This is a genomic window from Paraburkholderia sp. BL9I2N2 (assembly GCF_004339745.1).
GTDB lineage: Bacteria > Pseudomonadota > Gammaproteobacteria > Burkholderiales > Burkholderiaceae > Paraburkholderia.
Window position 1 is genome coordinate 631,760 of the sequence record NZ_SMGP01000002.1, and the last position, 24,824, is coordinate 656,583.

At 63.4% G+C, this 24,824-nt stretch carries 26 protein-coding genes; 12 read left to right on the forward strand and 14 right to left on the reverse strand.

The genetic code is table 11. The features are described 5' to 3' along the window. Nucleotides 1-52: 52 nt before the first annotated feature. The 3 genes from B0G74_RS24765 to B0G74_RS24775 all read right to left on the reverse strand — a co-directional run bounded on the left by B0G74_RS24765 (nucleotide 53) and on the right by B0G74_RS24775 (nucleotide 2,637). Nucleotides 53-763, reverse strand: a complete 711-nt coding sequence (locus B0G74_RS24765) for a lysophospholipid acyltransferase family protein (protein ID WP_132377491.1) — start codon at nucleotides 761-763, stop codon at nucleotides 53-55. A 188-nt stretch (nucleotides 764-951) separates the two neighbouring features. Next, nucleotides 952-1,266, reverse strand: coding sequence for a lysozyme inhibitor LprI family protein (locus tag B0G74_RS24770; RefSeq protein WP_243658299.1), 315 nt, complete (start codon nucleotides 1,264-1,266; stop codon nucleotides 952-954). Nucleotides 1,267-1,389: 123 nt separating this feature from the next. Next, complete coding sequence (locus B0G74_RS24775) at nucleotides 1,390-2,637, reverse strand: MFS transporter (RefSeq protein ID WP_132377492.1); 1,248 nt, start codon at nucleotides 2,635-2,637, stop codon at nucleotides 1,390-1,392. Nucleotides 2,638-3,025: 388 nt separating this feature from the next. Here B0G74_RS24775 and B0G74_RS24780 point away from each other — a divergent pair, with 388 nt between their 5' ends. Next, nucleotides 3,026-3,244, forward strand: a complete 219-nt coding sequence (locus B0G74_RS24780) for a hypothetical protein (RefSeq protein WP_132377493.1) — start codon at nucleotides 3,026-3,028, stop codon at nucleotides 3,242-3,244. A 59-nt stretch (nucleotides 3,245-3,303) separates the two neighbouring features. Here the strand turns inward: B0G74_RS24780 and B0G74_RS24785 are convergent, their stop codons facing one another. Continuing rightward, nucleotides 3,304-3,621, reverse strand: a complete 318-nt coding sequence (locus tag B0G74_RS24785; RefSeq protein WP_132377494.1) for a hypothetical protein — start codon at nucleotides 3,619-3,621, stop codon at nucleotides 3,304-3,306. A 438-nt stretch (nucleotides 3,622-4,059) separates the two neighbouring features. On the opposite strand from B0G74_RS24785, the gene B0G74_RS24790 reads away from it, so the two are divergent. From B0G74_RS24790 to B0G74_RS24800, 3 genes are all read left to right on the forward strand, one after another. After that, nucleotides 4,060-4,290 (forward strand): hypothetical protein, encoded by a 231-nt coding sequence (locus B0G74_RS24790; protein WP_132377495.1) that lies wholly within the window; start codon nucleotides 4,060-4,062, stop codon nucleotides 4,288-4,290. Nucleotides 4,291-4,395: 105 nt separating this feature from the next. Continuing rightward, entirely contained in the window at nucleotides 4,396-4,722 is a 327-nt protein-coding gene (locus B0G74_RS24795) for an H-NS family nucleoid-associated regulatory protein (protein ID WP_132377496.1), read from the forward strand. A 307-nt stretch (nucleotides 4,723-5,029) separates the two neighbouring features. After that, entirely contained in the window at nucleotides 5,030-5,311 is a 282-nt protein-coding gene (locus B0G74_RS24800; protein ID WP_132377497.1) for a hypothetical protein, read from the forward strand. 60 nt (nucleotides 5,312-5,371) lie between these two features. Here the strand turns inward: B0G74_RS24800 and B0G74_RS24805 are convergent, their stop codons facing one another. The 3 genes from B0G74_RS24805 to B0G74_RS24815 form a co-directional block, all read right to left on the reverse strand. Then, entirely contained in the window at nucleotides 5,372-5,896 is a 525-nt protein-coding gene (locus tag B0G74_RS24805; protein ID WP_132377498.1) for a low molecular weight phosphatase family protein, read from the reverse strand. 225 nt (nucleotides 5,897-6,121) lie between these two features. Beyond that, nucleotides 6,122-6,322, reverse strand: coding sequence for a hypothetical protein (locus B0G74_RS24810; protein WP_132377499.1), 201 nt, complete (start codon nucleotides 6,320-6,322; stop codon nucleotides 6,122-6,124). 209 nt (nucleotides 6,323-6,531) lie between these two features. Beyond that, nucleotides 6,532-8,100, reverse strand: a complete 1,569-nt coding sequence (locus tag B0G74_RS24815) for an MFS transporter (protein WP_132377500.1) — start codon at nucleotides 8,098-8,100, stop codon at nucleotides 6,532-6,534. A gap of 369 nt (nucleotides 8,101-8,469) precedes the next feature. Here B0G74_RS24815 and B0G74_RS24820 point away from each other — a divergent pair, with 369 nt between their 5' ends. Beyond that, nucleotides 8,470-9,135: a gamma-glutamylcyclotransferase gene (locus B0G74_RS24820; protein ID WP_132377501.1), complete on the forward strand. Its 666-nt coding sequence runs from the start codon at nucleotides 8,470-8,472 to the stop codon at nucleotides 9,133-9,135. 4 nt (nucleotides 9,136-9,139) lie between these two features. Here the strand turns inward: B0G74_RS24820 and B0G74_RS24825 are convergent, their stop codons facing one another. Further along, complete coding sequence (locus tag B0G74_RS24825) at nucleotides 9,140-9,823, reverse strand: J domain-containing protein (RefSeq protein WP_132377502.1); 684 nt, start codon at nucleotides 9,821-9,823, stop codon at nucleotides 9,140-9,142. Nucleotides 9,824-10,283: 460 nt separating this feature from the next. Here B0G74_RS24825 and B0G74_RS24830 point away from each other — a divergent pair, with 460 nt between their 5' ends. From B0G74_RS24830 to B0G74_RS24855, 6 genes are all read left to right on the forward strand, one after another. Continuing rightward, nucleotides 10,284-10,946: an NAD(P)H-dependent oxidoreductase gene (locus B0G74_RS24830; protein ID WP_132377503.1), complete on the forward strand. Its 663-nt coding sequence runs from the start codon at nucleotides 10,284-10,286 to the stop codon at nucleotides 10,944-10,946. A 337-nt stretch (nucleotides 10,947-11,283) separates the two neighbouring features. Then, nucleotides 11,284-11,499 carry a transcriptional regulator gene (locus B0G74_RS24835; protein ID WP_106277508.1) on the forward strand — a complete coding sequence of 72 codons (216 nt, stop codon included), beginning with the start codon at nucleotides 11,284-11,286 and terminating at the stop codon, nucleotides 11,497-11,499. Nucleotides 11,500-11,631: 132 nt separating this feature from the next. Then, the gene (locus B0G74_RS24840) at nucleotides 11,632-12,585 is read left to right on the forward strand and encodes a ferritin-like domain-containing protein (protein ID WP_132377504.1); all 954 of its coding nucleotides are present in this window, start codon (nucleotides 11,632-11,634) and stop codon (nucleotides 12,583-12,585) included. Continuing rightward, on the forward strand, nucleotides 12,566-14,020 hold the full coding sequence (iaaH, locus tag B0G74_RS24845) for an indoleacetamide hydrolase (RefSeq protein ID WP_132377505.1): 1,455 nt from the start codon (nucleotides 12,566-12,568) through the stop codon (nucleotides 14,018-14,020). Before B0G74_RS24840 ends, iaaH begins: the two co-directional genes overlap by 20 nt. Before the next feature lie 62 nt (nucleotides 14,021-14,082). Beyond that, nucleotides 14,083-14,859 (forward strand): CDP-diacylglycerol diphosphatase, encoded by a 777-nt coding sequence (locus tag B0G74_RS24850; protein ID WP_243658300.1) that lies wholly within the window; start codon nucleotides 14,083-14,085, stop codon nucleotides 14,857-14,859. A gap of 151 nt (nucleotides 14,860-15,010) precedes the next feature. Further along, the gene (locus tag B0G74_RS24855) at nucleotides 15,011-15,994 is read left to right on the forward strand and encodes a fatty acid desaturase (protein ID WP_132377507.1); all 984 of its coding nucleotides are present in this window, start codon (nucleotides 15,011-15,013) and stop codon (nucleotides 15,992-15,994) included. 202 nt (nucleotides 15,995-16,196) lie between these two features. Here the strand turns inward: B0G74_RS24855 and B0G74_RS24860 are convergent, their stop codons facing one another. From B0G74_RS24860 to B0G74_RS24870, 3 genes are all read right to left on the reverse strand, one after another. Further along, complete coding sequence (locus tag B0G74_RS24860; protein ID WP_132377508.1) at nucleotides 16,197-18,128, reverse strand: SMP-30/gluconolactonase/LRE family protein; 1,932 nt, start codon at nucleotides 18,126-18,128, stop codon at nucleotides 16,197-16,199. A 289-nt stretch (nucleotides 18,129-18,417) separates the two neighbouring features. Next, nucleotides 18,418-19,686: a DUF6596 domain-containing protein gene (locus B0G74_RS24865; protein WP_132377509.1), complete on the reverse strand. Its 1,269-nt coding sequence runs from the start codon at nucleotides 19,684-19,686 to the stop codon at nucleotides 18,418-18,420. Then, a complete protein-coding gene (locus tag B0G74_RS24870) occupies nucleotides 19,683-20,054 on the reverse strand; it encodes a YciI family protein (RefSeq protein ID WP_132377510.1) in 372 nt (123 codons plus the stop codon). The genes B0G74_RS24865 and B0G74_RS24870 overlap by 4 nt, the downstream gene beginning before the upstream one ends. A 641-nt stretch (nucleotides 20,055-20,695) precedes the next feature. On the opposite strand from B0G74_RS24870, the gene B0G74_RS24875 reads away from it, so the two are divergent. Beyond that, a complete protein-coding gene (locus B0G74_RS24875) occupies nucleotides 20,696-21,565 on the forward strand; it encodes a hypothetical protein (protein WP_243658362.1) in 870 nt (289 codons plus the stop codon). 118 nt (nucleotides 21,566-21,683) lie between these two features. On the opposite strand, the gene B0G74_RS24880 is transcribed toward B0G74_RS24875, so the two are convergent. Genes B0G74_RS24880 through B0G74_RS24890 form a run of 3 tightly spaced genes read right to left on the reverse strand, consistent with a single transcriptional unit; the run spans nucleotide 21,684 to nucleotide 24,810 of the window. Further along, nucleotides 21,684-22,304: an ANTAR domain-containing protein gene (locus tag B0G74_RS24880; protein WP_132377512.1), complete on the reverse strand. Its 621-nt coding sequence runs from the start codon at nucleotides 22,302-22,304 to the stop codon at nucleotides 21,684-21,686. After that, nucleotides 22,301-23,476, reverse strand: coding sequence for a transporter substrate-binding domain-containing protein (locus tag B0G74_RS24885; protein ID WP_132377513.1), 1,176 nt, complete (start codon nucleotides 23,474-23,476; stop codon nucleotides 22,301-22,303). The genes B0G74_RS24880 and B0G74_RS24885 overlap by 4 nt, the downstream gene beginning before the upstream one ends. A 32-nt stretch (nucleotides 23,477-23,508) precedes the next feature. After that, on the reverse strand, nucleotides 23,509-24,810 hold the full coding sequence (locus B0G74_RS24890; RefSeq protein ID WP_132377514.1) for an amidase: 1,302 nt from the start codon (nucleotides 24,808-24,810) through the stop codon (nucleotides 23,509-23,511). Nucleotides 24,811-24,824 lie beyond the last annotated feature (14 nt).

The window sequence follows — 24,824 nt, forward strand, 5'->3', positions numbered from 1 at the left end:
CAGGCTCCGCGCCTCCAGATGATCCATCCGTCACCGCTCGGCTCGAAAATCATCAAAGCCGCAGCAGTTCGTTTTTCATCCACTCGTGAACCGCGTGACTCAATTCCTGCTGGGTCATGTCCTGCGGAGACAACGGCGGCCCGACCACCACGCGAATATGCCCGCGGCCGTCGGGCCAGCCTTTCGTCGGCCAGACCTTGCCCGCGTTCAACACCACGGGCACAGCCGGCACGCCGGTCGCGCACGCCAGCCGAACGCCGCCGGACGTCATTCGCAACGGTGCATCGTGCGCCACCCGGGTGCCCTCCGGGAAAATGACGACGACGTCGCCCTTGGCCAGCCTCTCGGCGCTTTCCTTCGTCACAGCCTGGTGAGCCTGTCGCGCGGAACCGCGATTCAGGCTGACCATATCGAGGCCGCGCAACACCCAGCCGAAGAACGGGATGCGCAGGAGATCCTCCTTGAACACAAAACTGATGCGGCGCGGGAAAAGCGCGAGGAATGCGAGCGTTTCCCACGTCGACTCATGACGGCTCAGGATGATCACCGGGCCGTCGGGAAGATTGTCGAGCCCGTCTACCGAACATGAAACGCCGGGTAGCCAACGCATGACGAAAACCAGCGCGCGACACCACTGCTTGGCGAGCCAGTATCGTCCAGCGCGCCCGACGAAGGGAAAGAGAAGCAGGATAAGGATTGAATACAGCGTGCCGCTACCGAGCAGGTAGACGATAAAAAGCCATTTGGTAAAAGTTGAGCGCATCGGGACCTGAATCGGATGGTAAGCGGCGGAAGGATTTCATGGTAACGCGTTGAGACTCCGACGTGAGTGATACGTTCGGTCGCGCGGGAGACGCGCGCCGGGCGCTCCCGCCGCTCACCGACGGATCGAATTCGGCTTGCGTTCCTCGTCCTTGTCACGCATCCGTTTCTGGACGACACCCGGCGCACTCAGAACGGTCCACGACTCGCGAGCCGGGCATAGTCGTCCTTGAGCGTCCCAATGCGTCGCCGGTAGGCATTGAGCAGACACGATTGATTACCGCCGCATGCTTTTCTGGACTTCAGCCACGCCTGCTGCTCGTCCTGCATATCGCCCCGCGTGCCCATTGCAACCAGGCCCGTGAGCATCTGGTAGCGCACGGACATTTCGACGTCCATCTCACTCAGCTGCCGTGATGCGCATACGGCCTTTTCGTCCGGCAAGCGCGCCCGGCCGCAGTCGAAGCTGGCAGCGAATGCAGATGCGGAACTGAGCGTGACCATTGCCAACAGCGTCCATCGCAAGTGTCGTTTCATGCCTTGATCGCATTGTCGATTCATCACTCTTTCGCGGTCGAGTTGAACTACCGTGAGCATGGTCCGAACGGCTAGACCGCTACCCGACAATTATTCCGTACACGCCGGGCAAGCCACCGCTTCAGCGGCGACCTTCTGCTCGCTGCGGCCAAAGCTCGCCAGCGCGGCGAGCCCCAGCAACGCGAGGCCGCTACCGAACAGAAAGTCGGCGGAAATCCCCACATGGTCGACCACCACGCCGCCCACCAGCGACCCCAGCGCAATCGCCACCTGAATGATGCTCACGAACAATGCCGAGCCGGCTTCGGGCGAGTCCGGCGTGGCACGCTGAATCCAGATGCTGAAACACAGCGGCAACGCGCCGAAGGAAATGCCCCACGCAAGCACCAGCGCCACGACGCCGATCGTCGAATGCTGCAGCAGCGGCAGCAACACCAGGGCGAACATCAGCAGTGAAACCATCGCGCCGACCGACACTTTCAGATTGCGCGTGACCGTCGACGATACGGCGAAGTTCGAGAAGAACCCGATAATGCCGAAGCCGAGCAGCAGCCACGTGATGGTCGACATGTCCAGATTCGCGTTGCGCAGCAGGAAAGGCGTGATGTACGTGTACGAGGAAAAATGCGCGCCGAAAGCGAGTGCCACCATCAGCATGCTTCGGCGCGGATGCGGCTGGCGCAGCAGCGCCACCAGATCACGCAGACGCAGCGCGGCAGTCGACGGCAAGGACGGCACGAAGAAGAATTGCGCGATCAGCGCGACCGCGACCAGCACGCCTGTCGCCATGAACGACACGCGCCATGATGCGAAGCTCGCGATGAACGTGCCGAGCGGCACGCCGATCACCGTTGCGCACGTCACGCCGGTGAGGATCGTCGCCATGGCGCGTGCCGAATCCTTCGGCTTCACGAGACGCCCGGAGGCCGCCGTGGCCAGAGTCCAGAAACCGCCCAGCGCGGCGCCGAGCAGCGCGCGCCCGAGCAGCATGCAGAGGAAATTCGGCGCAAACGCGGAAATCAGATTCGACGCCAGCAGCAAAGCCGTCAGTAAAAGAAAGACCCGCCGGCGATCCATGCGCCCCGCCACCAGCATCAGCCCCGGCGCTGAAATAGCCGCGATGACGCCGGGGACGGTGACCATCAGGCCGGCCGTGCCAGGCAACACGCCCAGATCGGCGGCGACGCGCGGCAACAGTCCGACCGGCAAGAACTCCGTCGTCACGAAAGCGAACGCGCCAATGGCGACTGCCATGACAGCCAACCAGGAACGCAGGGACGACGAGGCGCCATCGTCCAGCGAGGCGGTGCTCGCGGGCAGATTGTCTTCGATCAACATAGTATTGTTTGCGAGTCTCTTAACAACGGGTGGGATTGGAGCGGCCGCACCTCGCTAATCCAGTCGCAGATCGCCCGGCACGATTAAAAAAGCAGGCCATATTGGCCTGCTTGCCGGAAAGTGACGCGATTGCAGTCTGGACAATCAGCGGGTGAAAACCCGAATGGACTACACCATAACATCGTATTAATTCGCTCGCTGACGACTCCGGAAAATTGCAGTCGAGCGTGGGGTTATTGGTGCGGATCTCACGCTTGGCTGCCTGCGTGCGAATGACGCGGCGGGGCATAGCGAAGCGCGAGCGTCACCTGGGCACAGCGCTTGCTGAAGCGCACGTCAGCGTTTTTAACAACCGCTCATCCGCTCACAAGAAAAGAGGACATCGCCCATGGTTACTACCCGCCCTTGCACCGCCACTTGCGTGATCGACGGCATGCCGCTCACCGTCACCTTCTATCCGGACAACGGCGTGCTGCGCATCCCGGATTCGTTGGGGACGTGCATCAAGGAAACGCGCTGGCATGCGTCGTGGCGCGCACTGCTGGACGAATTGCGCGGATTCAGCGAGCGCGCCGATCATCCGCTACACACTATGGCGCTCGCATAACGGCGGCTGACGGGAAGCGGTGCCCGCCATCGCGCACCGCATTCCCAAAGATAGACCGGTCATCGACCAAAATAGATTCTGCATTGCGGCCCGGAAGACGTGCAGGGCTGGCCTTGCCGGCCTCCCGCTTCCGATTGCCCCGTGGCCACGCCTCCGTAGGACACGTTGCGCACCGGCTGGGCGCCGGGCATGCCCTGTCCCGATTCGCTGAACGACATGTCGGTCGTCGCTTGCGCCGATTCGTTCGCGTTCTGTTGCATCAGCGCGCGGCCCGACATGCCGGTGCTCTGCTGGCCTTCGATGCCCAGCGCGGCCGCAGTTTTCGGCACCAGCAGAAGCACGGCGCTGGCCAGCGCCATCCATAATCGTAGTTTCATGTCCAGACTCCTTGAATCCGGCGCAGCAGTTCTCGTCCTCCAAAGAATTGATCCGCGAAAAAAAGCCAGGCTGCCCAATGGGCTGACGGACGAGTCGATGCCGATGCCAACTGCTGCGGCGAGTCATCGAACTAAACGAGTAATGAGTTGCCAGACCTGCAACCGATGTCGGACGCGTTCTCGCGGCTGGCCGGAATCAGTCGCCGCAGGCTGGAAGCACGGATTTTGGCTCCGCTGTTTTCTTTATAGCTCGGCCAATCAGGAATTCAATCGCGGAACACCCGGTCCGGTCTGCCGCAGCCGGAGTAGTTCGATAGAAGGGATTTGCACAAAATCATCCAGACCGGTACGTGCGTTGGCCGCACAGTGCGTTATGATGCTGACATAACGTCAATAATCGGCCCCACGCGAAGTACCGGCGAGAGACGGAGCGTGGAGATGAAACCGGCCTGCCGCAATCAGTGCATCGTCAATACCGTTTTTTCCCTTGTGGGCATGAGGCTCAGCGTGAGTCGTACGCAGCCTTCCTTGCCGCGCGGCAAAGCGCTTGAATATTCACTGATCGACATCCCTGAATTTGATAGGCGGTCGGGTCGGCTAATTGCTGCGCCGCGATATATGGTGCGACGTTTTTTAAATGCTGCCTTTGGAATTTCCTTCAATCGATAACCACACCGCGGGCCGTCCCCATTTATATGGGCCGATGCTTTCGCGGATTTCCCTTGCAATCTGTAATTGACAGAACGCCGGACGTTTTAGAAGGACGAATATCTTATGGACGAAAGGAAGCGAGATAGCATGATTGCGTATCTCCGCCATCGCATGGAAGAGTTTGGCATCAAACCAGAAGACCTTGCTGCAGTGCTGGCATCCGAGCCGGCCGCGCAAAAGGCTGAACGCTACCGTAGCGCAACTGGAGATAGCTGGGACGGCCAGGGCGAAATGCCCCAGTGGCTGAAACAGGCAATCAGCGCAGGTCAATCCATCGACCACTTTGAATTGTCGGCCGCGCCAGCGCCTGCCCCGCAGCCCAAAAAGCGCGTGGACTGGCAGAACGACCCGTTCGCCGGAAGCCCGCTCGCGCGTTCGAACAACCGATAGACCACCGCATTTTCCAGCCGCTAGCGTAGAGAAATCACCCCGCACTTCCTCCGTGGAAATCGCCGTTTCGGCAGATTCGCAAGCACGCCTGTACCCGCGTCACGCACGCATGTGATGCGTTGTCGCGTGCGCTTGACCTGCGTTGCCCGCACTGCTCATTTGCATCCAGACGCCTGTGCCCGCCGTATATCCCGAGAGAACAGCGCAATCGCGCGTTGCATCTCGAGGACCGCTCACGGCAATCACGAGCGGCATACGTCCGGCTCAGAGCGGTCCTGATGCCGATGAGCTCGCAAGGAGAAAGGTCATGCGCAATTCAATGCCGAAAATCATGCTGGGGTGCGTCGCCGCGCTTTCCGTGGCAAGCGGTGCGGCGCTCGCACAAGGCGGCGGCAGCGGCCAGGGCGGCAGCGGCGGAGGCAACGCGCACAGCGCGGCGACCGCGGGCATGACCCATTGGGGCGATCCCGTCTCGAAGCCACTGGACCCGATGCCGGGAACCACCATGAAAAACACGGATTCGGCCAATGGCAAACCGCAGCCGGTGTCGCCCGGCGATTCAATGAATGCAGGGAAGCCCGCGCAGTGACTCTTGCTGGCGTTTCGCCTCAGGCCTGACTAAGACCGAGGCGGCGCCTGCGCAAAGTGTTCAGGCGTCACACGTCGTGACGCGCTGCGTCGCGGCACTCGAAGCGGGGATCGCGGCCGCAGTGGCCGCAACGCCGGCCGGCGTCGCATATTGCGGCAGTTCGATAAACGCGCTCATCTGCCGCACGATTTGCCAGAACACCTTCTCGAATAGACGCGCCCGCTCGGACTCGGCGATGTCGTCGGCGAGAGGATCGGCGAAGGCCCAGGTGCACGACGCAGGCTCGCCAGGAAACGCGGGCGTGTGATGTGCGTCGACGGATTCGTCCAGCGCGACGACTAGATCCATGCGCGGTGCCCACTCGCCGGTGAATTCCAGCCAGCTTTTCGGGCTGAGAATGCCGAGGTCCGAGATGCCGGGCCGCAATTGCGCGACCGCGAACGGATGAACCCGCGCGGCCGGTTCCGGCCCCGCGCTGAACGCGTCGAACCGGTGTCCCGCCAGTTCCCGCAACAAAGCTTCGGCAATGATGCTGCGTGCTGAATTCTCTCGACAGAGAAACAGCACCTTATATTTTCTGGTCACGCTTACCCCGTACCCGTGTTTTTTTGTTTGATTCTGTGTGCAATTCTGCCGGCTCAGTCTTGCGCCCTCGTGACACTACGATGTTCAAATTTGTTGCGCCACGAGAATTTGTACCAGGGTTGGTCGCTCACGTGCACCGCGCGTCGCGCTTGCGCGGGAGTGTACCAGCGCACGCGTCGAGCTTTCATTAAGCCTTCACCGGAGCGCCTGACGGGATCGAGCGCTTCAGACAGCAGCGTCGCTCTCGCGTCGGTCGGAGACGATCCGGTTGGCCGCGTCGTTTCCGTCGGACGCCGCGGCGGGCGACGTGTCGAACATCATGGCCGCGGGCGGGTTGCTGATCGCCTTGACGCCATTGGCGATGCTCGGTGCCGCGACGTAGGGAACAAATGCCGCCACCGCAACTACAACGATGAAAGTGAACATGGCCGTCGTGCCTCTCGGGATTGACTGCGTGAAAGTCAAACGAAGCAGGACCGCGTGGCAATGAGCAGGCGTCGCTCTTCACGGCGGCGTTCGAGCGACCACTGTCGCGGACGTGTCATTGATTCTAGAAGTGCAAATTCGAACGCTAAAGGCCGCTGTCTATATCAATTCGGTCTACCTCTATCGCCTACCGGCCAGAGCGTCATTCCTCACACGGCTGCGGATTCGGTGGTCTCGCGTTGCGGCTCGCCGCTTCGATCGTCGCGCGATCCTGTGCGACTCAAAAACGCGAACGACGCAAATGCGGACAGCAGCGTGATCGCGATCAACACGTGCAACAGGCGAGTGAACGCGTGAGTGTAGGTCAGCGCCAATGCGTGCCTGCCGATTTGGGGCAGGCTCGCGGCCGCTTGCGCCAGGTCGCCCGTCGTCAAGCGCTGCGCGGCTTCGGCGAGATGGGCGGCCATCGCGGGGTCGGCGTGCGGCACGAGTCGCGCGAGGCTCGCCTGCGCCAGTCCGGCGAGCAAAGCCGTGACGATGGCCAGCGCGATGCCCTCGCCCGCCACGCGCGTCGTGCTGAAAATGCCCGACGCCATGCCCGCCCGTTCCTTCGGCACGACGCTTACCGAGAGGCCGTCCATCAAGCCCCACGGCATGCCCGCGCCGATGCCGGTGACGAGCATCGGCAGGATGATCGACGCCCGCGAGGCGCTCATGTCGACGCGGCTCAACCAGTAAAGCCCCGCTGCGGCGACCAGAAAACCGATACCCGACAACACGCCCGCAGAGATCCAGCGCGTGAGTGAAGCGGCGAGCATCGGCACGACGAGCATCGGCGCCGATAGCGCGATCATCAGAAGACCGGCGTCCATCTCGCTGAGACCTTCGGCGCCAATAAAGCGCAGCGGCAGCATCACGATGAGCACGATGTAGCAATAGCAGGTGCCGACCGGCAGAATCTGCACCCCCACGAAGCGCGGGTAGCGGAACAGGCTCAGTTCGAGCATCGGCCGCGCGACGCGCATTTCCACCAGCACGAACGCCGCCAGCAACAGCGTCGACGCCGCCAGCATGCCGGCCACCAGCGGGCTCGACCAGCCGCTTTGCGGCGCCTCGATCACGGCGAAAGTGAAGAGCGCCAGCGTGGCGGTGAAGGTGATCGTACCCGGCCAGTCGAGGCCGCTTGCGGCCGGATCGTGCGTCTCGCGCATACGCGGCACGCCGAAGATGAAGGCCAGCATGCCGATGCCAGCAATCGCCAGGAAGATCGCGCGCCAGCCGAAGTGCGTGATCAACGCGCCGGCCATCAGCGGACCGAACGCGAGTCCGATGCCGAAGCTCGTGCCCAGCATGCTGAACGCCCGGGTGCGGGCGTGGCCGTCGAATTCCTGCGCGAGCGCCGCCGATCCGCTCGCCAGCGACGCCGCCGCGCAGACGCCCTGCACCGCGCGCAACACGTCGAGCCAGACGACGGACGGCGCGAAACTCATCGCCAGCGAGGTCACGATGAAGCCGCCCAGGCCGCTCACGAAAAGCCGCTTGCGGCCGAACTGGTCGGCGAGCGCGCCGGCGGCCATCAGCAGGCTGCCGAAACTGAGCATGAAGGCATTGGTGATCCAGGTCAGCGCGCTCGCGCTGCCGCCCAGGTCGCGCCCGATTGCGGGCGTCGCCACCGCACCGCCGGAAAAAGCCAGCGGCAGCACCAGCGCGGCGAGACAGACGGCGGCGAGAATCAGCGGTTTGCCGCTGTCCGTTCTGTATGAAGTTGCAGTGTTCATCGATTGGCCCTTCGCTAAAAATCCGGAAGTGGCGCGGACGATCGGGCACCGGCCAGGCGCGGGCCGAGCGCGCTTCGTCAAGCGCTCAAGGGCGCTATTCTGTTGGCGGATTGGCGAAGGATAAAGAGCGTGCGTGTCGTCACTGAGCCGCCTGAAACGCGGCAATCGCCGCCGCCTGGCCTGACCCGCAGCCTGGGCATTCGGCGTTGTGCGCCCGCCGATTGTGCTGCTGAGCGCGACGCACTATTTACCCCAGACGGATTTATCGCGGCCAGTCCCGCCTTCATACTGAGCTTGAGTGTTTTTGCGCGGACGTCATGCCGACCGGCCGAACGCCACGCCACGCCACACCACGATGGAAATCACGGGATGCTGAACAGAAACGCCATTAGCTCGGGCGCCTACCTCGAAAGTTTTGAATCGCTGCCCAAGGAAATGCTGTGGACGCAGGCGCAAATCGACGCGTCGCTCGCGCACACCATGCAGCAGCGTCCGGACACCGGCGATGTCTGGGTCTTCGCCTACGGCTCGCTGATGTGGAATCCGATCTCGGACTTCGACAGCCGCCGCATCGCGACCCTGCACGGCTGGCATCGCAGCTTCTGCATCCGCATGATCGCAGGACGCGGCACGCCGCAGCAGCCAGGCCGCATGCTTTCGCTCGAACAGGGCGGCAGCACGCAAGGCGTCGCGTTGCGCCTGTGCGGCGAGACGCTCGAAGAAGAGCTGCGCATTCTCTGGATTCGCGAGATGGTGACCGGCGCCTATCGTCCGACGTGGGCGCCGCTCACGCTCGAGGACGGCACCGAACTATCGGCGATCGCCTTCGTGGCGGATCACGGGAATTCGCAATACGAAGGCGACGCGCGAGCACCGCTGATCGCACCGTTGATGGCGGTGGCGACCGGTCTGTTCGGCACCAACGCGGAGTACGTGTTCAAGCTGCAGAGCGCGCTCGCGGACTGCGGCCTGAACGACCCTTATATCGACGAACTCGCCTCAGAACTGACGCGAATCGCCGGGCAGCCGGCGTGATGCGTCAAAACCGCAAGCCGTTGAGAAACTGAAACCACAAACCTTCCAGTACGCCGGCCGGATGGGTCTCGGCAGCGGGTTCTTCGCGCTTGCCCGAATTGGCGCGGCCGGCCGGCGCGCCCTTGCTGGCGGCGTCCTGTTTCACTGAAGTTGCCTCGGACTGGGCTGAAACATCGGCGACCTCAGACTCCTCTGCGGCCTCGGCCTCGGCCTCCGCCTTCGCCTTCGCCGCTTCGCGGCGCGAGGCCTGCAACGCCGACACGCTGTCCGCGATCTGCGCGGCTCGCCGTGCCTCGCATTGGCGCCCGAGCAGCACGCCGAACAGCACATCGCGGTTGTGGCCGTCGTCGGCGAAACGCATGGCGAGCGAGACCATCTCCGCATACGCGGCTTCGTCGGCAGCGCGCGCCGCCGCTTCGCGCTCGGCTTGCGCCTTCTGCCGGCGTGCGTGCTGCGCTTCCCAACTGCGCATCTGCTCGGCGTACACCGCGTCGTACACCTTGCGCTGCGCGGCGTCGGAGAGGATCGCGTACGCGTCCTTGATTTCCTGGAAGGTGGCGCGTGCCACTTCTTCGGCGCCGCTATTGCGGTCGGGATGCCACTTCATCGCGGCCTTGCGGTAGGCCCGCTTGATTTCTTCGTCCGTGGCGTGCGTGGGCACGCCGAGGGTGTCATAAAGAGTTGCCATTGCTTGCTCGACCTCGCCGTGATTGGCTTCGCGGACGATCGTAACATGCAAAAAACGGCTTTATCGTGAAGTGGCCCGCGTGTGCGCCCTTCAGCCGGCGGATAAAAAAAGGCCCCGCCACTGGCGTGGCGAGGCCGAGTCCCATGTCAAGGAGGTGTCATGGAGGAGACGATTCGATCATAGCCGCAGGTCATCGCGCCCCCAAACAATGCTTCGCCATATGCTTATCCGGGGCGGCTTCAAGTGCATTGCAGCGTACGCGGCATGGGCTCCACGACGCCGGCTGCGGGCACGCCGCCGCGCCGGCAACACGCCGCGCGGTTATATCGTTAGAACAAAAAGTCGCTTCGTGCGGCGCCCGGCGCTGATTAAGATGACACTTCAAAGTCCGGTTCGCCCCGGTCCGCTGCGCGCAGCCCCGCGCCGGCGCGCCGTGAGCCGCTACCGAAGGAGCATTTCGTTGACCAGTTTCGACCATCATCGCCGGCCGCTCGTCATCGGCATCGGCGGCACGACGCGCGCCGCCTCGTCGACCGAACGCGCGCTCGGCTTCGCGTTGCGCGGCGCGCAAGCAGCCGGCGCGAACACCCGCCTGTTCGGCGGCACCTTCCTGCATAGCCTGCCTCACTACGCCCCGGAACAGGCTCACCGCACGGACGAACAGCTTGAACTGATCGAGGCGGTGCGCCATGCGGACGCGTTGATCATCGCCACGCCCGGCTATCACGGCGGCGTGTCCGGTCTCGTCAAGAACGCGCTCGACACGCTCGAGGAATTGCGCGCCGACGAGCGCCCCTATCTGGATGGCCGCGCGGTCGGCTGTATCGTCACCGCGTATGGCTGGCAGGCCGCGGGGTCGGTGCTGACGTCTTTGCGCTCGATCGTCCACGCGTTGCGCGGCTGGCCAACGCCGTTCGGCGCCGGCATCAACACGCTGGAAACGCGCTTCGACACCGTCGATACCTGTTCCGACGTCAAAGTCGTCGATCAGCTCGCCACCGTCGGCCAGCAGGCCGCGCAATTCGCGCTGGCATTCAACGCACACCGCACGCCGGACGCCGCGCCGCTTGCCGGCACCGCGCTCAAGGAAGCACAACCCGCTCGCCTCCTGCACGCGGTTTAAATCCCCGGTTTACATCCCTTTCGCCACAAGACTCACGACGCCGTGGACCCGCTTGCGCGGCCCACGGCGCGGTCGTTCGCGCGAACCGTGCGGCACATAACAGACCCGTGATCCGCAACACCGGATAGTGTGTCTGAACACAGCGAATATGATCCGATCGGGGCTCCTGTACACCTCCCTCCTGATTTGCTTACGACGAAAGATTGGTTCACCCGCTGCGCAGCGCGGCATAGGCTTGATCCTGCCCGCTGATTTACCGGCCGCGTGACGCTACGGGTTGCGTCCGACGTGCCGGCCTTTTCGCAACGCAAGCGGGGCACAACGATTGCCAAAAATCATGAACGCACATATTCGCTACAAGGGTTACGAAGTTGCACCGGCCGCACAACAACTCCCCAACGGCCTGTTCGCCGCCAACCTGACCATCGAAAAAACTTCCGCGAATCACGAGCAGCATTATTCATTTGACGCGCTCGATTACTTCTTCGACGAAGAGCACGCGCTGGCCTACGCATTCCGCTGGGGACGCATGTGGATCGATAACCACCAATAGAATCACCGACAGCGTCAGTTGCATCATCTTGCGCTGGGAGCGGCGCGGGCCAGCTTGCGCCGCTCGGCATCGGAATTTGAACGGTTGTGCCAGAATAGGCGACACATCGAGTTCGCCCTCTGTACGCCTGCCATGTCCGACACACTGACAGATGTTGCCGAAGACCGCACCCTACGCCACTGGACATTCCGCGGCCCCGCCCGCGTGAAGATCGGTTCCGAGGCGCACAAGCAGATGTTTTGCCGGATGCTGCTTGAAACCCACAACCCTTATAAACCCGCCGTGATCGAATGGCCGGCGCTGCCGCCCGATGCGCTCGAGCGGTTGTGCTCGCTGCCGATCTGGGACATCGCGGTGCAGACCGAAGGCCGCGCGTCGATCGCCGTTCATACCTATGCCGCGCAACTGCGCGATCCCCTGCTGCGTGAAGCCATCACCATGGAAGGCGACGAAGAAGCGCGTCACAAGCACGTGCTCTCGAAGCTGGTCGCCGCGTACGGCATCGAGATCGCGCCCGAGCCGGACTATCCGCCGCCGCGCGACGCCGAATGGGAATGGATGCGCACGGGCTATAGCGAGTGCATCGACAGTTTCTTTGCGTTCGGTCTATTCCGCTCGGCGCAGCAGTCGGGCTTTTTCCCCGAGGCGCTGGTCGAGACTTTCGAGCCCGTGATTCAGGAAGAAGCGCGCCACATTCTGTTTTTTATCAACTGGGTCGCGTGGTATCGGCGCACCATGCCACTCTGGCGCAGACCGTGGCATTCGCTGCGCGTGGCCGCGATCTGGGTGGTGCTGGTGTGGCAGCGTCTTGCCATCGCGAGAGGCATCGACGCTAAAGGCATGGCGCACGATTCGAATTTTCTGCCCGCGAGCAGCAGCGTAATCGGTGAAGCCATGAACGCGCGCGACCTGTTCGCGCTCTGCCTCGCGGAAAACGACCGGCGCATGAGCGGTTACGATGCGAGACTGCTGCGGCCCAAGCTGGTGCCCACGCTGGCGCGCTTCGCACTGCGCTTCATGAAACCCTCGCGCCGGGAAATCCCATCAGGACAAGGAGACGCCGGCCATGACATGGACCGTCGATGAACAACTCGCGTTGACCGCTACAGAAGCCGTCGCCGCGATCCAGTCCGGCCGCCTGAACGCCGCCGACTACGTGGCCACCTTGCTCGCGCGCGCAGCGGCGCTCTCGAGCCTCAATGCGCTCACCACGCTCGAGCTCGACGGCGCGCTCGCCGCCGCGCGGCGCATCGACGCCTTGCCCGCGGCCGACAAGGCTCGCTTGCCGCTCGCCGGTTTGCCTATCGTCGTGAAGGACAACATCAACACGGCGGGCATGCAGACCTCGGCGGGCACACCGGCGCTCGAGGGCTTTATGCCGAAGACCAACGCGCCCTCGGTGCAGCGCCTTATCGACGCCGGCGCGATCGTGCTCGGCAAGGCGAATATGCACGAACTGGCATTCGGCATTACGAGTACGAACCTCGCCACGCATGCCGGGCCGGTGCGCAATCCCTACGATCCCACGCTGATTCCGGGCGGCTCGTCGGGCGGCACCGCCGCGGCGATTGCCGCGCGCATCGTGCCCGCGGGTCTGGGCACCGACACCGGCGGCTCGACCCGCATCCCGGCCGCGTTGACGGGCACGGCGGGGTTTCGTCCGTCGGTCGGCAACGGCGGCCCCGAGCGGCGCTATCACGATCCGAACGCCGTGGTGCCGATCAGCCATACGCGCGACACGGTCGGGCCAATGGCGCGCACCGTCGCCGATATCGCGCTGCTCGACGGCGTAATCACTGGCGCCGGCGCATTGCCGGCGGTCGCGTTGAACGGGTTGCGCATCGGCTTGCCCGCGCCGCTCTGGGAAGGGCTCGAGCGCCAGGTGGAAGACGTCGCGCGGGCCGCGTTGAAGCAACTCGAAGCGGCGGGCGTGGTGCTCGTGCCGGTGACGATGAGCGAACTGGACGAGTTGAACGGCATGGTGGGCGGCCCGATCGCGATCCATGAGCCGCTCGAGGACGTGCTGGCCTGGCTCGTCGCCAACGACGCGCCCGTCAAAACCGTCGTCGAAATGGCGGCCCGCATTGCCAGCCCGGACGTGCGCGCGATCTACGACGGCGTGCTCGACGATGTGCTGGGCGACCGCTACGAGGCCGCGCTGAATCATTGGCGTCCGCGCTTGCAGCAGTACATGGCCGCGACGTTCGCCGACGAGCGGCTCGACGCGCTGCTGTTTCCGACCACGCGTCTCGCCGCCGTGCCGATCGACGACATCAACGGCTCGTCGGTAGTCTCGATCGACGGTTCAGCAGCGATCGACACCATGGACGCGTTCCTACGCAACACCGATCCGGCCAGCACCTCGGGCATACCGGGGCTTTCGCTGCCGGCGGGCATGACCGCGAGCGGCTTGCCGGTCGGACTCGAACTGGACGGCCCGCTCGGTGAAGACCGGCGTATTCTTGCGATTGGCGTGGCGTTCGAACAGCTTCTCGGCGCGCTGCCGGCGCCGGTGCTTTGATACCGCAACGACCTTCACAACACCTCTAAAAAAACTCGACTAAAACGCCGATGAAAACACCAATGCCCGCTCTCCCGCAGCGGGCCCTTTTACGCCACGGCGCGCGAATCGCCGCGGCGTTAGCCATCGCCTTGGCCGCCAGCGCATGCGCGCGCCTCGCCGCGGTCGACTCGAACGCGCTGTGGAAGATCGTCGATTTGCGTTGCGTGCCGTCTCAGCAGGCCACCGGCACGCCGGGTCAATGCACGTTTGTCGACCTGAACAAACGTTACGCGATCCTGAAGGATATCGTCGGACGCTCGCAGCATCTGCTGATTCCGACTGACCGCATTACCGGGATCGAAAGCCCGCTCGTGCTCGCGCCGCACGCGCAGGATTACTGGGTCGACGCTTGGGACGCGCGCACCTATGTCGAGAAGTCGGTCAAGCGTTCGCTGCCTGACAATCAGCTCAGCCTCGAAATCAACTCGCAATATCGCCGCACGCAGAACCAGTTGCATATCCATATCGATTGCATACGCGGCGATATCAGCGAAGCGCTCGCGCGCCACGCCAAAGACTCGCCCGATGAGTGGCGCTGGGAGACGCTCGACGGCAATCGCTACCGCATCATGCGCGTGACCTCGCTCGAGGGGGCCGACAACCCGTTTCGCATCGTCGCGCGGGACAATCGGGGCGCTGCGGCGATGGCCGGGCAAACCATTCTCGTGACGGGCGCGGGGCCCTCCGCTCAGAAGGACGGCTGGCTGGTCTTGAATAGCGGGCTCGACGTGGACAACGGCAGCGGCTCGGCAGAAGGCCTGCAGGATCACGCCTGCCGCGTAGCGGACGCGCCGTAAGCGCCTGCCCCGCAAGCTCGCAGAGCGCGCCGGTGCTTAGGCCCGCGCGCCTATGCACGTTTGAGCAGATGCATTGCTGAACAAATTGGTTCTGGCAACGCGCGCGGGTCCGTAGGATCGGTCTGAACCTGCATTCCGACCGATCCCGCCCATGGCGATTTATCTCGACGACACGCAACGCAACGCACTCGCCCGCCTGGCGACAAGCTGGACCTGGCGCACGCAATGGCCGACCTGGGCGCTGATCGTGACGATCTATGGAGGATGGTTCGGCGTGGCGACGCATGCGCGCGAGCTCGGCTTGCCGCTCACCGCTTTCCTGCTGGCCCTGCTCGGCACGTGGTACATGTCCTTGCAACATGAACTGCTGCACGGCCACCCGACGCGTTCGCCGTTCGTCAACGCTCTGCTAGGGTTCGCGCCGCTCGCCGTGTGGTTTCCCTATGGCATCTATCGCGACTCACATCTTCAGCATCACGACGATCCGCATCTGACGCATCCCGAGCGCGACCCCGAGAGCTACTTCGTCAGCGTGCTCGTGTGGCGACGCGCGGGTTGGGCGATTCGCGCACTGCTGACCTTCCGCAATACGTTTGTCGGGCGCCTGCTGATCGGGCCGGCGTTCGCCATTGCCGCAACAGGCGTGGAAGCGCTGCGTCGAATCAGAAGCGGCGATTGGCGCGATGTCCCGGTGTGGCTCGCGCACTTCGCCGCACTCGCCGGGCTCACGGCCTGGCTGCAACGTGCGTGTGGGATTCCGGCGTGGGTCTTTGTCGTCGGCGCGGGGTATGGCGCGCTGTCGTTGGGTTCGATCCGCTCGTTTCAGGAACATCGTGCTGCGCAGGCACACGAGCATCGCACGGTCATCAACGAAGCGGCGTGGTTCTGGCGTCTGCTGTTTCTGAACAACAACTATCATCTGGTTCATCACGACTTGCCGCATGTGCCGTGGTTTGCGCTTCGAGTCGTCTACGAGACCTCCCGCCAGCAGTACATAGAACGTTCAGGAGGCTTTCTCGTACAGGGTTATAGCGAGTGGTTGAGGCTCTACGCATACGCACCGGTTGCGCATCCGGTGCATGGCAATCTGCCCGATTTCATCGAGAGGAATCCGCCTGCTTTCGGCAGGGCGTAGCGCAGTGGCGGTCCGAATCGCCGAGCAAACGCGAACCGGGTGGTCTACTACCAGCCGCATGCATGCAAAGCTGCCGGTCGATAGAAGACGGTGAACGTCCGCACGCAATCTGCTGAGAGAACATTCGCAGGTGACGCGCCGATACATTGATTGTTCGCGCCGGTTCCAGCAGCTGATGTGAAGAGTCTACGGAAACGCACGATCAGGGCGTCCAGCGATAAACAGTAATGCTCGAGCCCTTGACGTTGTTCTTCGTGACCACGTACTCGCCGGTAGATCGGAGGTATGCCCTGATGCCGTACATCGCATCGATCGCGCTGCTGGCGTCCACGGCACGGCTATTGGTGTTGACCAGCGTCGTGTCGAGGTTGCCTGTCGCGAGATTGAAGGCATCGATGTTCGGCAAAGCTTGGCCGCTGCCGAACCAGTAGCCGACGAAAAGATAGCGGCCGGCCGCGTCAATCGACTTGGCGCCGACGTGGGTGAGGTTGATCACCGGATTGGGTGACGTGGTGTTGCCCGCGCTCCAGCCGTGATACACCTCGATCCGCGTGCCTATCGAAGTCCAGTCCGTACTCCCGACGACACCCTGCCCGAGAATCATGGTGTCGCTGTCCGCGAGGTAGACGATGCGCGTCAGCGGCTGGATGCTCGCGGGAATGCGGATAGGGATGCCGGGTCCCCATGTTGGCTTGCCGCTGGCGTCGAAGCCGGTCAGCGGGTAGTGGTAGATGAAGCCCGTCTTATCCAGACCGGCCCAGACGCCCCCCTTGCTGTCGATGTTGAATCCGTCCCTGACCGCCGCGGTCGTTTTGAACGCCGGACCAGGAAGCGTGGCGTCCGGTATGGCGATGTAGCCATTCGCAGCATTGAAGTGGAAGAAGTAGAAGATATCGGGATTCTGGCCGGACGCCACGAGGATCCGGTTGGCACCGACGGTGGCAAGTTGACCGAAGTGCTCGTCCCGTGAGTGATCGTTCATGTTGATGCGCGGGTCCGATGGGTAAGTGAACGGATCGACGGTGTTCGCGACGAAGGTGCCTCCAGCGCTGCCGCTGTAGATGTTGGTGCCGCCATAGAACAAGGCGCCATCCGTGGCCGGGTCCGGGGCGGCGATGCCCTCGAGGTTGAGGGACTGAAGCGTCCACCGCAGGTTGCCGGCACTGTTATACGCATGAATGTCGGTGCCTCCATTGCGGCCGAGGTCCCAGCTTCCGCCCCACGGGTTGTTGAGCACATAGAGGTTGCCCGCGGTGTCCTTGCCGATGCCAGTGACGCGGGTGAAGCGCTTCGCGCCGACCTGGCCTTTGATTCCCGTCGTGGTGTCGAGATAGCCGCCCTGAATGCCGAATGTACCGGCCAGCGTCGGCGTGCCCGAGAGTTTGTAGCGCTTGATGTTCATGTCGGGGCCCTCGTCCCCTATCATGAGTTGCCCCGACAATGCATCGAAATAGAGCGACGATGGCTGCGATCCACTGGGCATACGGATGGTGTTCAGCAGCGCGCCAGTCGGACTGAACTCGACAGTCGAGCCCTCGCTCTTCTGAGCAACCCAGACGTTGCCCGCGGCATCCAGGGCGAGCGCGCCCGGCCCCGACACGTTGATGTCCCGCTTCCAGACACCGTCGGTGGTGTAGATGCGGACGCGATTGCCATAGAAGTCGCTCGCATAGAGGAGCGAGCCCGCCGTGGCGAGTCCGGTGATGACGTCGACCCGAGGCTGGTTGGTCGACGCACTGACCTGAATCAAAAGATCGCGAGCCTTGGTGGTGCGGTTGTATCGTCCCACCGCGCCGCTTCCGTACGACCCGCCGGGCTGCAGTGCCGCGAAGATCGACGTCGCGTTGCCCGTGATCGCGCCGCCCTGAAACTCGCCGTGCGCGCCGATCGAGCCGAGGCTCTTGCCGTTCTGGTAGATCGCGACGCCACCCTCGAACTCGTCCCACATGGATGCCGTATAGATGACGCCCTCGGGCGCGACCCACATGGAACGCGCGGTGTTACCCACGTGGGCGGCGAGAGTCCCATAGGTGTTCGCCAGCCAGTCGGTGGTATTTTGCGCCTGACAGGCCGGCGCAATCGTGGCGATCGCTGCGGCGAAGAGCGCAGCATGAATTCGTTTTTTTTGCACCATGACTGCTGCTCTCCTGGATCTAGCGATCATTCACGTGAATGACCTCATTAACTCGCGACGCATAGCGTGCAATTCGCGCCTCCTCATTTTTAGATCATATTGAGGATGGACTCCAGAGCTTCGTACAGTTCATGTGTTCTTTCGGTCAGGACCTCTTGAGCGAAGGTCGACCGTTTCCTGTTGGCAGCTAACAGGCTCATGCAAGCGGCATACGCGACTCATTCGGCGCGGGTCTGAGCCGCGTTAGCGCGCGGCTTGCAACCTCGCGTGACAAACGCAAGGCGCCAATTTAACTCCTCGTCGATGACAGTTCGATGCGCTTGCGCTGCAAGAACCGGCGCACGGCCGGATCGCGTTCGAGTCCGATCGCGAGATCGTAAGCGCCGAGCGCTTCGGCCGTCGCGCCGGCACGCGCGAGCAGATCGGCGCGCGCGGCCCAGTACGGCTGATAGTCGGCCAGCCGCGGATCGTGCGCATACGGTTCGAGCGCGTCGAGCGCCGCCTGCGGGCCGTCACGCTCGGCCAGCGCAAGCGCGCGGTTCACCGCGACCACCGGTGATGCTGCAATCGTAAGTAGCGCATCGTAGAGCTGCACGACCTCGTCCCAGTTCGGCCGATGCGTCCGGCAGCGATGGACGTGCGCGGACTGCAGCGCGGCCTCGAGCTGAAAGCGTCCGATTGCGTTGAGCGTGTTCGCGCGCCGCAGCAGTGCATTGGCTGCGTCGATCATCGGCGCGTTCCATGTCGCCGGATCCTGAGCCGACAGCGGCACGTAGTCGCCGGCCGCATCGCGTCGCGCATCGCGCCGCGCCTGCGCATACAGCATCAGCGCGAGCAGACCAAGCGTCTCTGGTTCCTCCGGCAGCAACTCGACGAGCAGTCGTGCAAGAAACAGCGCCTCGCCGGCAAGATCGCGCCGCGCGGTATCGCCGCCGACCGGATCGGTCCACCCTTCCGCATACGCCGCATAGACCGCTTCCAGCACCGCGGCGAGCCGGCCGGGCAACTCCTCGCGCTCGGGTACGCTGAACGGAATGCCCGCTTCGCGAATCTTGTTCTTTGCCCGCACAAGGCGCTTGCTCATCGCGGCCGGCGACATCAGGAACGCGGACGCAATCGTCTTCGCTTCGAGCCCCAGCACCACCTGCAGCATCAGCGGCGTGCGAATCGCGGCCTCGAGCGCGGGGTGCGTGCACGCGAACAGCAGCGCAAGCCGCCGGTCGGGCAACATGCCTGCTTCACGCTCGTCGATCTCGTCGGCGAGGATCGCCAGCTGGTTCACCACTTCGTCGCCGACACGGCGATGACGCGCGCCATCGACCGCCCGGCGGCGCGCAACCGTCATCAGCCACGCTTCGGGATTCGCGGGGCAGCCGCGCTGCGGCCAGTCCGCGAGCGCGGCCGCAAACGCGTCGGCCAGCGCGTCCTCGGCCGCGGCGACGTCGCGCGTGCGCATCGCCAGCAGCGCGACGAGCTTGCCGTAACTGCGGCGCGCGACCGCCTCGGCAATCGCATGCGCGGCGCCGTCAGCGTCACGGTCGGCGCCGCCCGGACTCATGCAGCGGATGGCGCATCATAAGGCGCAGTCCAGACCGGGCGCACTTCCATGAGGCCGTGCGCCGCGCCGGGACAACGCGACGCCCACGCGATCGCCGCGTCCAGGTTGGGCACGTCGATCAGGTAGTAGCCGGCGAGTTGTTCCTTCGAATCGGAATAAGGTCCGTCCAGCACCTGCGGCTTACCGTCGACGAGCCGCACCGTGGTGGCCGTGCTCGTCTGCTGGAGCCGGTTGGCGCCCACCAGCGCGTCCGCTTTTTTCAACGATTCGGTGTACGCCTGATAGGCGGCAACCCCTTGCTGCCGCTCGCTGTCGGTCATCTGGTTCCAGCCGTTTTCTTCCGAATAGATCATCAATAGGTATTGCATATGAGCCTCCGTCATGGGGTTAAGGCGGCTGAATGGCATCGGGCCGCCATTACAATGACGCTCGGACCGCATGCTGACGGACAGGCGGCGTTAAAAAAATCGCGAATGGCGCACCCGTGTCAATCGGTCGCCTCCGTCCAGGACCCTGCGCGCGGTCACTTCGGGCGAGCCCGCCATCCGCTCCGCGCGGCTATCAATTTCACCGCACCATTGCAGACTGCATTAAAGCCCGGTTCCCGCAGGTGTCGCAACAATCTCGGTGAGGATATCTGACTTTCAACTGTTCCACGCTTGAGACCCACCAAGGTCGCTCGACTTCTCCCGCAATTGCTCTATCGATAACCTGCCGAGTAACTCGAAGAGTCAATAACTACACCTTGAAGCTGTCGATCAGGTGACACCCGGCCCGCGGTCCGTTTCACCGGCGACGATGCCTGACTGTCGGCAACGGCCGATTGCACGACAGCGGCGATTACGGATGTACAAACCCCTCCACCTCCTGCAAGAATGCGGGGCAACGAGGGCTCCACGATCCGATCCGCGCACGGCGCCCCGCAACCTGAGCCAAAAGTAGGAGTGCGTCCATGAGCAGGCTTGCCAAATCTGCAGCAAGCAACCGCAGTCAGTGGCTGATGGCCGCGATGCTGGCGGTGCTCTGCTGCCTGTGCCAGAGCGCCTTCGCGCAAGCGGCCGGCAACGCAGCGAGCCTGCGCGACAAATACCAGAGTCTGACGCAGCAGCTCGCGCACAACCAGTTCCAGCGACCGCTCTACCTCGAATCGCAGGAGTTGCCCTCGGCGCTCAAGGGCGATATTTACGGTGTGCTCAACTATCCGTTCGCGACGGTCGACGGCACGCTCAACGACCCGACTCAGGGCCCGGCCAACTGGTGCGACGTGCTGATCCTGCACCTGAACACCAAGTACTGCCATGCATCGACGAGCGCCAGCGGTACGGTCCTCGCGGTGAACATCGGCAAGAAAACCGAGGAATCGCTTTCCTCGTCCTACCGTGTGCAATTCAACTATCGGCCGGCCGCGACCAACCCGGATTATCTTCGCGTGGAACTCTCCGCCGCCACGGGTCCGCTGAGTACGAAAGACTACCGTATCGTGATGGAGGCGATACCCGTGGGCGATAACCGCACCTTTATCCATCTGACCTACGCCTACGGCTATGGCACGACAGGACGGCTTGCGATGAAAACCTATCTGGCGACCATCGGCAGCGACAAGGTTGGCTTTTCCTCCACGCCCGATCAGTCGACGGGCGAGACGCAGTACATCGGCGGCGTGCGCGGCCTGGTGGAACGCAATACCATGCGCTATTACCTAGCCATCGATGCGTACCTGGGTGCGCTTTCCAGCCCGCCCAACGCCCGCCTCGAAAAACGCCTCACCGACTGGTTCGATGCGACCGAGCAGTATCCGCGGCAATTGCACGAGGTCAGCCGCGCCGACTACATGCAAATGAAGCACAACGAGTATCAACGTCAGCAGACCGCCCAGTAGATTGCGCAGCGGCGCGGGCGTCGTTGGGACCGGCAGGTTCTGTGAGGTCGCGCAATGGATTCGGAAGCGCGTCGTCCGATATCAATCCTCGCCGGCGTTCCACTGGCGCCGTCACGACTCAAAGTTTTGATCCCTTGGCAAGACCGAGTTTTTCCATTGCCTCATGTGCATCGATCACCAGCGTAGCGATCTCGCTCACCGTGACCCGGAGACTTGTCGCTCTCGAGCGAATGTGCTCGTAGGCTTCATTTTCGCTGAGCTGGTGCGCCTCCATGAGGATGCGGATGGCCTTCTCGACGTGGCGTCGCGCCTTGATCGCTTCCTCGAGCTTCGCGACCTTGCTGTGCAACCGCTGCTGATAGCCTGAGGACGCGCGCGCGAGCACCAGGGTGCTCAGGATGCCGGTGGAACGGTAGGGCTTCGTGATGACGCCATGCGCCTGCGTATCCACCAGCATTTTTAGCGCCGTTGGATTCTCGTAGTCGGATAGCGCGATCAACGTTGCTTCGGTATCGGCTGCGCACCAGTTGCCCGCGCTGCGGGTTTCGGGGCCGACGAGAAAGAAAATCGCGTCGACATCGGCCGGCAGCTGCGACGGAAACGGCCAGAGCACGCGCACCGGACAGCCGATGCGGCGCAACTGCTCTTCCAGAACAATGCGGTCGTCGCCCGGCGGATGAATCACGAGGACGCGCAGCGTGCGTAGATCGTCGAAAAGGCGACGGGCCCCCGTGCTCATACCGATTCTCCATCGAGCCAGAATTCCGCGAATCCGTACGACGTCAGATACGGATCAGGTTTGATCGGACCTCGCCCCTCCCAGACTATGTCGAACGAGCCGTCCGGCCGGCACACGGCAATGCGCGGCGTCAGTATCGCGTGATTGTTCTCCGGGTCGATTTTCAGCAGCCCTTCCGGCGAATCGAATTCGACTTCGTGCACCGCCTCCACCAGCTTCGCCGTATCGAGACTTCCGCTACGGGCCAGCGCCAGCGCAAAGAGATGCACCTGGTTGTACGCCATCTCCGACCACATGCTGGCCGGTTGATCGCCGAATCGCGCATGCCATGATTTCAGAAAGCGCTCATTACTCGCGAGGTTCAGCGTGTTGACGTAACTCGCCGAGATGATGTGGCTGCCGCATAGTTCGGGGCCAATCATCCGCGTTTCGCCTTCGGTCATCGTCAAGCTTGCAATCGGAATCTGTGCAGGGTCGATACCGTGCTCGCGATACAGCCGATAAAAAGCACGCGCACCTCGCCCGATCAGAGTGGAGAACACGACGTCGGGCTCGACGCTCCTGATCTGCCGCACCACTTCTTCCAGCGCCGCCGGATCTGCGTCGCTCGGCAGATAGAGTTCTTCCACGATTTCACCGCCATGCTGCTCGACCATGTCGCGCATGATCCGGTTCGATTCTCGCGGATAGATGTAGTCGGCGCCCACCAGAAAAAAACGGCGGCCATGATTGCGCAGCAGGTAGGCCGCCAGTTGCATGCTGTTCTGGTTCGGCACCGCGCCGGTGTAGATCACGTTGGGCGAATACTCAAACCCTTCGTAGATCGAGCAGTACCATAGCAATGCGTTGGTGCGCTCGATCACCGGCAAAACCGCCTTTCTGCTCGACGAGGTCGAACAGCCGAAAATCACGGTCACGTCGTCTTCCTGCAACATCCGGGTGGCGAGCCGGCGGTATTCATCGGGATCGCTCTTCGGATCGTAAACAACGGGGTCGAGCAGGCGCCCGCTCACTCCGCCGGCCGCGTTGACTTCTTCAATCGCGAGCGCCGTGCCGAAAAAATGCTCCGACTCGGTTGCCGAAGTCACGCCCGTGCGCGAGTACAACACGCCGATGCGCCAACCATCGTCCGCGGGCGCCGGATTGGCCGACTGTCGCGAGCTTGCCTCCATTTTGCTTCCTCCTTGCACCGCTTCCTCGTTTCCTAGGTCGCGGGAACACGTCCCACTGACGCAGCGATCGCCTGCTCGACGAACGCAGCAGCCTCGAGGCATCGGGCATCGTCCCACGGGCGGCAGATCACCTGCACGCCAATCGGGCCGCCTCGTGTGCCCTTCAATCCCGGCACGTTCACGCACGGGCAGCCGAGCAACGTCCAATTGCGATTGAATGCGGGGTCGCCTGTGGACGCCAGGCCGTCGGGCGCTTCGTCGGGTGCGCTGGGCGTCAGCAGTCCGGTCATACCGTCGAACAACCCGGCAAGCCTGGTCTTCGCCTGTTCCGCGAGAACACACGCCTTGGCGTAGCTTGTCGTATCGACCCTCGCAGCACGCTCAAGAAAACCGGCGAGCAGTGGCGATAGATCGGCACGATGATGATCGTACTCGAAGCCCAGTGCCCGATATGACTCGTAGCTCTGAATCGTATTGTGCGCGGCGACCAGGTCGGCCATCCACGGAGCGAAACGCACACGCCGCACACGGCCCCCCGCCTGCTCGATGGCCCGCACCGCCGTGTCGAGCGCGGTGCTGGCATTCGCGGACGGTTCGGTCCATGGGTAGCTGTCCGGCACGCCGAATACCGGGTTGGCGGATACATCGTCCACGGCCAGTTGGTGGCCCGACAGCACCTGCGCGAGGTAAGCCACGTCCCGCGCGCCGGCGCCAAACAGGCCAACCGTATCCAGCGACCACGAAAAGCACTTCATGCCGACGGTCGGCAACATGCCGAGCGTGGGCTTGTAGCCAGCGATGCCGCAGAACGAAGCGGGCCGGATGGTCGAGCCGCCGGTCTGCGAACCGATCGCGAAAGGCACGATCCCGGCGGCCACCGCGGCGGCCGACCCGGATGACGATCCGCCGGGGGTACGCGCCAGGTCGCACGGATTGCGCGTCACCGGCGGGTTCATATAGGCAAACTCGCTGGTGACGGTCTTGCCGATGACGATGCCGCCGTTGCGCCTCAACAGCGTGACAATCGCGGCATCGGACTTCGGCTGATGGCCTTTGTAAATTGGAGAGCCGTAGCAGGTGAGCAGGCCGCTCGTGTCGAAGATATCTTTCACCGCGATCGGCATGCCGGCCAGCGGCCCCGTTGCACCAGCAGCCGCGGTCAACGCCGTTTCGCGCTGCGCAACGGCCGTCAACGCCCTCACCTCCGGCTCGACTTCCTCGATGCGCGCGAGCGACTCGAGGACGACGCGACCGCGCTCGCGAGGGTCGGCGGCAGTTTGCTCGAGCATGTCCAGTCCGGAGCGGGGTCGATAAAATGAGTTTGCGTTCATCATGTGTCGCCTATCGT

What these genes read in the sequence shown, in the direction of transcription:
- B0G74_RS24850 (WP_243658300.1), top strand. Translation starts at nt 14,083, where the DNA reads ATGCCCGCTCTCCCGCAGCGGGCCCTTTTACGCCACGGCGCGCGAATC.
- B0G74_RS24870 (WP_132377510.1), bottom strand. Translation starts at nt 20,054, where the DNA reads ATGCAATACCTATTGATGATCTATTCGGAAGAAAACGGCTGGAACCAG.
- B0G74_RS24855 (WP_132377507.1), top strand. Translation starts at nt 15,011, where the DNA reads ATGGCGATTTATCTCGACGACACGCAACGCAACGCACTCGCCCGCCTG.
- B0G74_RS24840 (WP_132377504.1), top strand. Translation starts at nt 11,632, where the DNA reads ATGTCCGACACACTGACAGATGTTGCCGAAGACCGCACCCTACGCCAC.
- B0G74_RS24780 (WP_132377493.1), top strand. Translation starts at nt 3,026, where the DNA reads ATGGTTACTACCCGCCCTTGCACCGCCACTTGCGTGATCGACGGCATG.
- B0G74_RS24810 (WP_132377499.1), bottom strand. Translation starts at nt 6,322, where the DNA reads ATGTTCACTTTCATCGTTGTAGTTGCGGTGGCGGCATTTGTTCCCTAC.
- B0G74_RS24885 (WP_132377513.1), bottom strand. Translation starts at nt 23,476, where the DNA reads ATGGAGGCAAGCTCGCGACAGTCGGCCAATCCGGCGCCCGCGGACGAT.
- B0G74_RS24785 (WP_132377494.1), bottom strand. Translation starts at nt 3,621, where the DNA reads ATGAAACTACGATTATGGATGGCGCTGGCCAGCGCCGTGCTTCTGCTG.
- B0G74_RS24775 (WP_132377492.1), bottom strand. Translation starts at nt 2,637, where the DNA reads ATGTTGATCGAAGACAATCTGCCCGCGAGCACCGCCTCGCTGGACGAT.
- B0G74_RS24825 (WP_132377502.1), bottom strand. Translation starts at nt 9,823, where the DNA reads ATGGCAACTCTTTATGACACCCTCGGCGTGCCCACGCACGCCACGGAC.
- B0G74_RS24875 (WP_243658362.1), top strand. Translation starts at nt 20,696, where the DNA reads ATGCTGGCGGTGCTCTGCTGCCTGTGCCAGAGCGCCTTCGCGCAAGCG.
- B0G74_RS24765 (WP_132377491.1), bottom strand. Translation starts at nt 763, where the DNA reads ATGCGCTCAACTTTTACCAAATGGCTTTTTATCGTCTACCTGCTCGGT.
- B0G74_RS24880 (WP_132377512.1), bottom strand. Translation starts at nt 22,304, where the DNA reads ATGAGCACGGGGGCCCGTCGCCTTTTCGACGATCTACGCACGCTGCGC.
- B0G74_RS24865 (WP_132377509.1), bottom strand. Translation starts at nt 19,686, where the DNA reads ATGAGTCCGGGCGGCGCCGACCGTGACGCTGACGGCGCCGCGCATGCG.
- B0G74_RS24790 (WP_132377495.1), top strand. Translation starts at nt 4,060, where the DNA reads ATGAAACCGGCCTGCCGCAATCAGTGCATCGTCAATACCGTTTTTTCC.
- B0G74_RS24860 (WP_132377508.1), bottom strand. Translation starts at nt 18,128, where the DNA reads ATGGTGCAAAAAAAACGAATTCATGCTGCGCTCTTCGCCGCAGCGATC.
- B0G74_RS24770 (WP_243658299.1), bottom strand. Translation starts at nt 1,266, where the DNA reads ATGGTCACGCTCAGTTCCGCATCTGCATTCGCTGCCAGCTTCGACTGC.
- B0G74_RS24890 (WP_132377514.1), bottom strand. Translation starts at nt 24,810, where the DNA reads ATGATGAACGCAAACTCATTTTATCGACCCCGCTCCGGACTGGACATG.
- B0G74_RS24835 (WP_106277508.1), top strand. Translation starts at nt 11,284, where the DNA reads ATGAACGCACATATTCGCTACAAGGGTTACGAAGTTGCACCGGCCGCA.
- B0G74_RS24800 (WP_132377497.1), top strand. Translation starts at nt 5,030, where the DNA reads ATGCGCAATTCAATGCCGAAAATCATGCTGGGGTGCGTCGCCGCGCTT.
- B0G74_RS24815 (WP_132377500.1), bottom strand. Translation starts at nt 8,100, where the DNA reads ATGAACACTGCAACTTCATACAGAACGGACAGCGGCAAACCGCTGATT.
- B0G74_RS24820 (WP_132377501.1), top strand. Translation starts at nt 8,470, where the DNA reads ATGCTGAACAGAAACGCCATTAGCTCGGGCGCCTACCTCGAAAGTTTT.
- iaaH (WP_132377505.1), top strand. Translation starts at nt 12,566, where the DNA reads ATGACATGGACCGTCGATGAACAACTCGCGTTGACCGCTACAGAAGCC.
- B0G74_RS24795 (WP_132377496.1), top strand. Translation starts at nt 4,396, where the DNA reads ATGGACGAAAGGAAGCGAGATAGCATGATTGCGTATCTCCGCCATCGC.